Annotated in this window: 2 protein-coding genes and 2 pseudogenes; 1 reads left to right on the top strand and 3 read right to left on the bottom strand. The window is 70.3% G+C overall.

Annotated features, from left to right (window positions below):
• A pseudogene (locus GT042_RS24700) lies at positions 1-351 on the top strand (ABC transporter ATP-binding protein); the annotation flags it as partial.
• 108 nt (positions 352-459) lie between these two features.
• Here the strand turns inward: GT042_RS24700 and GT042_RS24705 are convergent.
• The 3 genes and pseudogenes from GT042_RS24705 to GT042_RS24715 all read right to left on the bottom strand — a co-directional run.
• Positions 460-5,517: an NAD-glutamate dehydrogenase gene (locus GT042_RS24705; protein WP_161310931.1), complete on the bottom strand. Its 5,058-nt coding sequence runs from the start codon at positions 5,515-5,517 to the stop codon at positions 460-462.
• Between the two features lie 427 nt (positions 5,518-5,944).
• Positions 5,945-6,616, bottom strand: a complete 672-nt coding sequence (locus GT042_RS24710) for an HAD hydrolase-like protein (RefSeq protein ID WP_161310932.1) — start codon at positions 6,614-6,616, stop codon at positions 5,945-5,947.
• A gap of 70 nt (positions 6,617-6,686) precedes the next feature.
• A pseudogene (locus GT042_RS24715) lies at positions 6,687-6,900 on the bottom strand (hypothetical protein); the annotation flags it as partial.

A 6,900-nucleotide genomic window follows, 5' to 3' on the forward strand; every position in this document is an offset into this window, starting at 1 on the left:
TTCTCCGGCATCAACGAGAAGGGCGACTTCATCTCCCTGCCGATGCGGACGTACTCCTCGGGCATGGGCGCCCGGCTGCGCTTCTCCATCGCCGCCGCCAAGAACCACGACGTCCTGCTGATCGACGAGGCACTCTCCACCGGCGACGCCAAGTTCCAGCACCGCAGCAAGGAGCGCATCGCCGAGCTGAGGAAGGAGGCCGGCACGGTCTTCCTCGTCAGCCACAGCAACACCACCATCACCGACACCTGCGACCGCGCGCTCTGGCTGGAGTCGGGGGTCCTGCGGATGGACGGCCCCGCGAAAGAGGTCGTGGCCGCCTACCAGAAGTTCACCGGCGGCAAGAAGTAGGAACAGCAGCAGGACGGCCGCGCGCCCCGGCCTCCGTACGGGCTGAGAGCCAGCTCGTACGGAGGCCGGGGCGCGGCGCTATTCAGCCTTACGGCTCAGCCTTGCGGCTCAGCTGTGCGTCCGCAGCAGCGTCCGCATCGTCCGCATCGCCACCGACAGATTCGCCAGGTCGAACGCGTCGGAGCTCTGGATCTCCTCCAGCGTCGTACGCGACCGCCCGAGAATCGCCGCGTTTTTCTGCTCCCACGCCTTGAAGCGCTCCTCGGGAGTCGAGTTGGCGTCCCCGACGGACAGCACGTCCGCGGTGAGCCCCGCGTGCGCCGCGTACAGGTCCTCGCGGATGGAGGCGCGGGCCATGGACTGCCAGCGGTCGGCCCGCGGCAGCTCGATGATCCGGTCCATCAGCTGCGTGATCCGCAGCCGGTCCCCGAGGTCGTAGTACACCTCGGCGACGCCCAGCGGGTCCTGTCCCGTACGGTCCGCGATCGCCACGATGTCCAGCGTCGGGAAGGCCGACGAGAACCCGGCGACCCGCAGGGCCAGCTCCTCCGGCACGTCCGCCGAGGTCAGCTCGTCCAGGATCCGCTGGTACCACTCCAGCTCCGCGCCGCGCAGCATCGTCGGCAGCTGGGCCCAGACGTCCTCCACGCCGTCCGCGAAGAACTCGATCGTGGACGCGATCTCCAGCGGCTGCGGCCGGTTGCCCAGCAGCCAGCGCGTGCCGCGCTCCACCAGGCGGCGGGAGTGCAGCCGGATCCGGGTCTGGACGTCCGCCTCGACCTTGTTGTCGAGCGCCTCGACGGAGTCCCACACGGCGTTGAGCCCGAAGATCTCACGGGCCGCGGTGTGCGCCCGTACGATCTCCTCGATCGACGCCCCCGTCTCCTCGCGGAGCCGGTGCAGGAAGGTCGAACCCCCCGTGTTCACCGTGTCGTTGACCAGCACCGTCGTGATGATCTCGCGGCGCAGCGCGTGCCCGTCGATCTGCTCGGCGAACTGCTCCCGCAGCGGGGCGGGGAAGTACGCGTGCAGCAGCTTGCGCAGGTACGGGTCGTCGGGCAGATCCGTGTGGATCAGCTCCTCCGCCACCGTGATCTTGGTGTACGCGAGCAGCACCGCCAGCTCGGGCTGGGACAGCCCCTTGTTGGCGCTGAGCAGCTCCCGGATCTGCCGGTCGGTCGGCAGGAACTCCAGCGCCCGGTTCAGATGCCCGTCCCGCACCAGCCGGCGCATGAAGCGCTGGTGGGCGTGGAGCAGGGACGGGGACTGGATGAGGGCGTTGCCGAGCGCCGTGTTCTGCGCGTAGTTGTTGCGCAGCACGAGCGCGCCGACCTCGTCGGTCATCGCGGCCAGCAGCTTGTTGCGCTGCTTGACCGTCATGTCCCCCTCCGTCACCAGGCCGTTGAGCAGGACCTTGATGTTGACCTCGTGGTCGGAGGTGTCGACGCCCGCGCTGTTGTCGATGGCGTCGGTGTTGACCTTGCCGCCCTCGCCGCCGGCGCCCCGGCGGGCGAACTCGATGCGGCCGAGCTGCGTCAGCCCCAGGTTGCCGCCCTCGCCGACGACCTTGACCCGCAGGTCCTCGCCGTTGACCCGGATCGCGTCGTTGGCCTTGTCGCCGACGTCCGCGTCCGTCTCCGTGGACGCCTTGACGTACGTACCGATCCCGCCGTTCCACAGCAGGTCCACGGGGGCCTGGAGGATCGCCTTCATCAGCTCGGCGGGGGTCAGCTTGGTGACCCCGGGCTCGATGCCGAGCGCCTCGCGGACGTGGGTGTTGACGGGGATCGACTTGGCCGTACGGGGGTGGATGCCGCCGCCCTGCGAGAGCAGCGCCTTGTCGTAGTCGGCCCACGAGGAGCGCTGGAGGCCGAAGAGCCTGCGGCGCTCCGCGAAGGAGGTGGCGGCGTCCGGGTGCGGGTCGATGAAGATGTGCCGGTGGTCGAAGGCCGCGACCAGCCGGATGCGCTCGGAGAGCAGCATGCCGTTGCCGAACACGTCACCCGACATGTCGCCGACGCCGACGACCGTGAAGTCCTCGGACTGGGTGTCGTGGCCCAGCTCGCGGAAGTGCCGCTCGACGGACTCCCAGGCGCCGCGGGCCGTGATGCCCATGCCCTTGTGGTCGTACCCGGCGCTGCCGCCGGAGGCGAACGCGTCGCCGAGCCAGAAGTCGTAGGCGACCGCGACCGCGTTGGCGATGTCGGAGAAGCTCGCCGTGCCCTTGTCCGCGGCGACGACCAGGTAGGTGTCGTCCTCGTCGTGCCGGACGACGTCCGTAGGAGGCACCACCGCGCCCGCGACCATGTTGTCCGTGATGTCGAGCAGCGCCGAGATGAAGATCTTGTACGCGGCGATGCCCTCGGCCAGCCACGCGTCCCGGTCCACGGCCGGGTCGGGCAGCTGCTTGGCGACGAAGCCGCCCTTGGCGCCGACCGGCACGATCACCGTGTTCTTGACCATCTGTGCCTTGACCAGGCCGAGGATCTCCGTACGGAAGTCCTCCCGCCGGTCGGACCAGCGCAGCCCGCCGCGCGCGACCTTGCCGAAGCGCAGGTGCACGCCCTCCACACGCGGGGAGTAGACCCAGATCTCGTACGCGGGCCGGGGCGCCGGCAGGTCGGGGATGGCCTGCGGGTCGAACTTCATCGACACGTAGGTGTGGTGCTTGGCGACGGGCTTCTTGTCGGCCTTGCCGGGGTTCTCGGCCCGCTCGGCCTCGCCGGTCCTGTCCGTCGTACCGGTGTCCAGGCTCGCGGACTGGAAGTAATTGGTGCGCAGCGTGGCCTTGATGAGCGTGAGGAAGGACCGCAGGATCCGGTCCTGGTCCAGGCTCGCGACCTGGTCCAGCGCCCCGTCCAGCTCCTCCAGCAGCCCGTCCGTCAGCTCCGTGCCGGCGCGCTGGTGGCCCGGCGACATCCGCGCCTCGAAGAGCGAGACCAGCAGCCGCGTGGTGTGGACGTTCGTACGGAGGGTGTCCTCCATGTAGTCCTGGCTGAACGTCGACCCGGACTGGCGCAGGTACTTGGCGTACGCGCGCAGCACCATCGCCTGGCGCCAGCTCAGGCCGGCCTCCAGGACGAGGGAGTTGAAGCCGTCGTTCTCGGCGGCGCCGGTCCAGACGGCCGCGAAGGCCTCCTGGAAGCGCTCGCGGGCGTCGTCGGCGCGCGTCTCCCCGCCCAGGCCGCTGACCGGCATCCGCAGACCGAAGTCGTAGATCCAGGCGTGGGTGCGGTCCGCGCAGCGCAGCTCGTACGGACGCTCGTCGACGACCTCCACCCCGAGCCGCTGGAGCACGGGCAGGACCCGCGAGAGGGACACCTGCTCGCCCAGCCGGTAGATCTTGAAGCGCCGCTCTCCGGGGGCCGCCCCGACCGGTTCGTACAGGGAGAGCGAGAAGTCCTTCCCGTCGTTGGTGAGCGCCTCCAGGTGGACGAGGTCGGCGACCGCGGCCCGGGGGCTGTGGTCGGCCTTGTAGCCCTCGGGGAAGGCGCTCCCGTACCGGCGCAGCAGCCCGGCGGCGCGCTCCTCACCGCATTCGGTGTTGAGCGCCTCGGAGAAGGCGTCCGCCCAGGAGCGGGCGGCCTCCACGAGCCGGGCCTCGATGCGGTCGGCGTCGTCGTCGGTCAGCTCGCCGATCTCGGTGCCCGGGGGGACCCGGACGACGAAGTGCAGCCGGGAGAGGATCGATTCGGTGTTCCACGCGGTGAAGTCGACGCTGGTGCCGCCCAGCTCCTCCTTGAGGATGTCGACCAGCCGCAGCCTGACCCCGGTGGTGTACCGGTCGCGCGGCAGGTAGACGAGGGCGGAGTAGTAGCGCCCGTACTCGTCCTGGCGCAGGTACAGCCGCAGCCGCCGGCGCTCCTGGAGGTACAGGACGCTGGTGACGATCGAGCGGAGCTGGTCGACCGGCGTCTGGAACAGCTCGTCGCGCGGGTACGTCTCCAGGATCTGCACCAGGTCGCGGCCGTCGTGGCTGTTCGGCGAGTAGCCGGCGCCCTCCAGGACCTCGGCCACCTTGCGGCGCACGACCGGCACCCGGCGGACGGACTCGGTGTACGCGGCCGAGGAGAAGAGGCCCAGGAAGCGGCGCTCGCCGACGACGTTGCCCTTGTCGTCGAACTTCTTCACCCCGACGTAGTCGAGATAGCTGGGGCGGTGCACGGTGGCGCGGCTGTTGGCCTTGGTGATGACGAGCAGCTTGTGCTCCCGGGCCTTGGCCCGGGCGTCGGCGGGCAGCCGGCTGAACGAGGGGCTGACCGGGTGGTCGTCGTCCTCGCTGTGGTGCGGGTCGGAGCGCAGGATGCCGAGGCCGGTGCCGGCCACGGCGGACAGCGAGTCGGTGTCCGTCAGCTGGTACTCGCGGTAGCCGAGGAACGTGAAGTGGTCGGCGGCCAGCCAGCGCAGCAGCTCCCTGGCCTCGTCCACCTCCTGGACGCGCAGATCGTCCGCGGTCGGCTCGCCGGGCAGCTCCTCGGCGATGCGCAGCGCGGCCTCGCGCATCTTGTCCCAGTCCTCGACGGTCTCCCGTACGTCCGACAGGACGCGCCGCAGGTCGGCGGTCATCTGCCGGAGGTCGTCGCGGTCGGACTCGCGGTCGATCTCGACGTGGATCCAGGACTCGGTGAGCGCGTCGTGGGGACGCTCCGCCCCGGCGGCGGGGCCGTCGGGGAGCACCTCGATCAGCTTGCCGGTGACGTCGCGCCGGACGACGACCTGCGGGTGGATCACGGCGTGGATGCCGCGGCCCTGGCGGGTCAGCTCGTTGGTGACGGAGTCGACCAGGAAGGGCATGTCGTCGGTGACGACCTCGACGACGGTGTGGCTGGACGTCCAGCCGTTCTCCTCGACCGTGGGGGTGTGGACCCGCACGTCGGCGGTCCCCTGCGGGCGGTTCTCGGCCAGTCGGTAGTGGGAGAGCGCCGCGCCGTAGAGGTCGACCGGATCACGGTCGGCCAGGTCTTCGGGAGCGGTGTGCAGGTAGTAGCGCTGGAGGTACGCGAGAAGCGCGTCCTGTCCGGAACGCCCCTCGTGGGACCCGGCCGCGGCCTGGTCCGCCAGGGGGCTTCCCCCCAGCCCTCCGGTCTCCCCCGCCGGGCTGTTCTCAGCGACCCGGGCCGCCCGTTCGAGCAGCTCGGCCTTGGCTTCGTCCAGCTTGGTCTGCATGTCCTCTGGCTCCTGTCGCGCGCCGTTGCGTGACGTGTATGAAGGAAGCGCCACAACGCCACGACGCGGGGTTTCCGGTCGAGGTCGACGTTATGCCGCGATGAGAGATGCCCGAGACGTTATTGGCCAATTTTGACGGCCGGTCCGGATAACGGCGATCGACGACGGCCCGGGCGCGGTGGCGCTCCGGGCGCAGACGGGGGGCTTCGCTGCCCCCACGGCATATCGCGCTGATCACTGCCCCAGGCTATCGCTCTCCACCTGCCCGCCGTCATGAGCCGCATGTGTACAAAAGCGCAAGGTGAACTTTGACACTCCGGCCAGCGACACAAGGCCTGCGGACTGCTCCGGCCCTCTCAAGCCCGTCCGGCGATTGAGGACATCAGTGAGCCGCACCGCCCAACGGGCAGAGGCCAAGGAGCCTTCCTCAGCCCACCAGATCCTGCGCCACCGCCACCGCCTCCTCCAGGGAGTCCACCACCGGCACCCCCGCCGCCACCAGACTCGTCCTGCTGTGCGACCCGCCCGTGTACAGCACCGCCCGCGCACCCACATGCGCCGCCGCCACCGCGTCGTCCACCGCGTCGCCGATGACCACCGTGCGCCCGGGCGATATCGCGCCGACCGACGCGAGGGCTACCAGATGGCGCTCCATGTGCAGCGCCTTGCTCCCCCCGGAGGGGCCCGTGCGCCCGTCGACCCGTACGAAATGGCTCTCGATGCCGTACCCCCGTACCACCGGAACCAGCTCCTCATGGCCGTACATGCTCAGCAGCGACTGGCTGCGGCCCGCCCGCGTCCAGCCCGCGAGCAGCTCCTCGACGCCCGCCGTGAGCGCGCAGCCGACACGCTGCTCCGTGTAGTGCCGGTGGAACGTCTCGTCCATGACGGTCCATTCGGCGTCCGTCGGCAGCCGGCCCATCAGCCGCTCGTAGAAGACCGGCACGGGCACGCAGTACAGCTCGCGGTAGCGCGCCAGGGTGATCGGCTCCAGCCCGATCTCACCGAAGGCGGCGTTGGTCGCCCCGATGACGGCCTGGATGTCGTCCAGGAGCGTGCCGTTCCAGTCCCAGACCAGATGCGTGTTCTGCTTCCCCATGGCAAAACCGTACCGCCCGCCACCGACATCGGTGCAGTGGCCACGGGCCGTACGGGTCCCGGCGGGACGCTCAGCCGATGAGGTGGTCGATCTCCTGGACGCCGTACCAGAGCAGTTCGTGGTCCTCGGCGCCGTCCACGACGAACTGCGCGTCGTCGTCGCCGTGATCCGCAGCGCCCAGCGCGGCGGCGGCGGCCGAGACGTCGGCGTCCGCGTCGTCCGCGTCGATGTGGACGGCGGCGGCCCCGGCGAGCGGTACGGCCGTGGCGATCCGCACCTCGCCG

Source organism: Streptomyces sp. SID3212, assembly GCF_009865405.1.
In the GTDB taxonomy this organism is placed as follows: Bacteria; Actinomycetota; Actinomycetes; order Streptomycetales; family Streptomycetaceae; genus Streptomyces.

What these genes read in the sequence shown, in the direction of transcription:
- GT042_RS24710 (WP_161310932.1), bottom strand. Translation starts at nt 6,616, where the DNA reads ATGGGGAAGCAGAACACGCATCTGGTCTGGGACTGGAACGGCACGCTC.
- GT042_RS24705 (WP_161310931.1), bottom strand. Translation starts at nt 5,517, where the DNA reads ATGCAGACCAAGCTGGACGAAGCCAAGGCCGAGCTGCTCGAACGGGCG.